The following is a 2,248-nucleotide window of genomic DNA, read 5'->3' as shown; positions in this document are numbered from 1 at the left end:
TTAAAACCGATAATTCTATAAACGTGCTATTCTATACCAAGTTTACATTAAATTACTACTCAAATTACCAAACTGCTGCAACATAAATGCCCGATACAAATTATGATGTTGCAGTTTTGTTTCCATGTAAGGAAATCCTGATGAACCTTTTTCAAAACGCCAAATTCTTTACAACGGTCAACCATCTGAAAGACCTGCCCGACACGCCAGCCGAGATTGCCTTTGTCGGCCGAAGCAATGCCGGCAAATCCAGCGCCATCAATACTTTAACCAATCATGTGCGCCTTGCCTACGTTTCCAAAACACCGGGCCGCACCCAACACATCAATTTCTTTGAACTGGAAAACGGCAATTTCATGGTCGACTTGCCCGGCTACGGCTACGCGCAAGTACCGGAGGCCATCCGTGCGCACTGGGTCAAACTCTTGGGCGACTACCTGCAACAACGCCGCCAACTGATCGGCCTGATTTTGATTATGGACTCGCGCCATCCGCTCAAAGCTTTAGACATCCAAATGCTGGACTTTTTCCACATCACCGGCCGTCCTGTGCATATCCTGCTGTCAAAAGCAGACAAGCTGTCTAAAAACGACCAGATTAAAACTTTGGCGGCGGTAAAAAAATCACTCAAACCCTACACCGAACGTCAAAAAATTAGCGTTCAACTGTTCTCCAGCCTGAAAAAACAAGGTATGGACGAAGTCAATCAAGTGGTCGGCTCATGGTTTGACGCGCATCGCGAAGAAATAGAAAATCTTGCAGGCGAAACATCGCCTGAGTGATTGTAAAACAAGGCGGAATGAGATAAGTTGACCAACCGCAAATCTTATTCTGTCATTTGGTTTCTCACCATCGCATTTACCATTTAATCCGGGGGCATGTCTCACACATGCCCTTTTTTTCATCACGCTTTTTTTGTTTTCACACGCAAACCACAATCTGCGCCAAATATGCCATCACAACATATCAGCAAGGCCGTCTGAAAACGCGGCTTCGATCTCCATTATTAAAGTGTTAATTTTAGTATTGCAACCCATTACACATCTTAGCGTTTTGCTCATGTTCAGCTAATTGTTGAGGCATAGAATGCATTCATCGTTCAACAACACAGTAGGAAAGAAAATCATGAAACGCATTAACGCTTTTATTTCAAAAAAACTCATCATTGCCGGTATTATTGCTTCAAGTTTGGGCGTTGCCGGTGCGGCAGGTACCATGGCTTTCAAAGAAGGTATGTTTGCAAAGGTTTCCGGCCAGCAAGCAGCCGCAGCAGCGGTAGCAGAAGTGGGCGGCGTCGTTAAAGATGTCGATTACAAATACAAACAACATTTGGGCGGCCGTTACAAAGTAGAAATCTTGAAAGACGGCGTTGAATACGAAGCTTTGGTTGATGCTCAAAACGGCAAAGTATTGGCAGTAGCACAAGATGACGATCAAGACAAACGACACTTTGGTAAACATGATAAGCATCATAAACATGACAATGCTGAGCCCTCTTCATCGCAAAATACAGATTATCAGGCTCCTGCCGATGCTGCACCTGGCACACCTGAAAATGCAACCACTTCCGAGGTAACAAAATCTTAATTTAAACTTTAAAAAAGCCAATGCTGTCTGAAACTTTCAGACGGCATTGGCTTTAATGCAGCATTATTTAAAACACGATTTACATCAAGCCAATCGTTTTCAGACGGCCTTTGTCTCATCTTCGCCGTCTACCCACCCTGCTTCTTTCAATTTCCGCCGTTGCGCGTCATAACGTGCTTTTTCCGCCCAATACATTGTCTGAATACAGGCATCGCCGCACTCGCTGCCGCAACATTCCCATGACTCGGGGAGGACGGGTTCGTCTAACAACGGCTCGCCCAAGATGGCTTCGGCTTTATTCTTCAGGGTCGTATCCATCAGCGATTTCCAAGCGCGCACCGTCAAACTCAATCACTTCGCCGCCGCGTATTTTGGCAGTTTTACGTATTTCGGTTTCGCCGTTGCGCAACACCAGCCCTTCTGCGATAAACGCTTTTGCCTGTCCGCCGCTTTCGGCAAGACCGGCCAATTTCAACAGGTCGCATAAAGCGATGTATTCGTTGTCTTCAAGATAGACGGTTGCTTCCATCATTCAATCCTTTTCAATAATGGCGATATTTTAACATGGCCGTCTGAAAGAAAGCCCCCTTCTGTTTTATTTGCTTTATCCAACCTCATTACATTTGGTTTTCAGACGGCCTTTCGCTGCCAACCCTGCTAC

At 45.5% G+C, this 2,248-nt stretch carries 4 protein-coding genes; 2 read left to right on the top strand and 2 right to left on the bottom strand.

Going from position 1 to position 2,248, the window contains the following annotated elements:
• The first annotated feature begins 140 nt into the window (after window positions 1-140).
• Both yihA and ACTHUE_RS16075 read left to right on the top strand, forming a co-directional pair.
• Window positions 141-782, top strand: coding sequence for a ribosome biogenesis GTP-binding protein YihA/YsxC (gene yihA / locus ACTHUE_RS16080; protein WP_049336942.1), 642 nt, complete (start codon window positions 141-143; stop codon window positions 780-782).
• A 343-nt stretch (window positions 783-1,125) separates the two neighbouring features.
• On the top strand, window positions 1,126-1,587 hold the full coding sequence (locus ACTHUE_RS16075; RefSeq protein WP_225905463.1) for a PepSY domain-containing protein: 462 nt from the start codon (window positions 1,126-1,128) through the stop codon (window positions 1,585-1,587).
• Between the two features lie 99 nt (window positions 1,588-1,686).
• Here ACTHUE_RS16075 and ACTHUE_RS16070 read toward each other — a convergent pair whose 3' ends face one another.
• Window positions 1,687-1,905 carry a hypothetical protein gene (locus ACTHUE_RS16070; protein WP_107769117.1) on the bottom strand — a complete coding sequence of 73 codons (219 nt, stop codon included), beginning with the start codon at window positions 1,903-1,905 and terminating at the stop codon, window positions 1,687-1,689.
• Window positions 1,883-2,116: an RNA-binding S4 domain-containing protein gene (locus ACTHUE_RS16065; protein ID WP_025458008.1), complete on the bottom strand. Its 234-nt coding sequence runs from the start codon at window positions 2,114-2,116 to the stop codon at window positions 1,883-1,885. Before ACTHUE_RS16065 ends, ACTHUE_RS16070 begins: the two co-directional genes overlap by 23 nt.
• Window positions 2,117-2,248 lie beyond the last annotated feature (132 nt).

The organism is Neisseria sp. P0021.S005 (assembly GCF_051956955.1).
This window is presented reverse-complemented; position numbering and strand designations above follow the sequence as displayed.

Coding starts and splice junctions, on each gene's coding strand:
- ACTHUE_RS16075 (WP_225905463.1), top strand. CDS start 1,126: ATGAAACGCATTAACGCTTTTATTTCAAAAAAACTCATCATTGCCGGT.
- ACTHUE_RS16065 (WP_025458008.1), bottom strand. CDS start 2,116: ATGGAAGCAACCGTCTATCTTGAAGACAACGAATACATCGCTTTATGC.
- ACTHUE_RS16070 (WP_107769117.1), bottom strand. CDS start 1,905: ATGGATACGACCCTGAAGAATAAAGCCGAAGCCATCTTGGGCGAGCCG.
- yihA (WP_049336942.1), top strand. CDS start 141: ATGAACCTTTTTCAAAACGCCAAATTCTTTACAACGGTCAACCATCTG.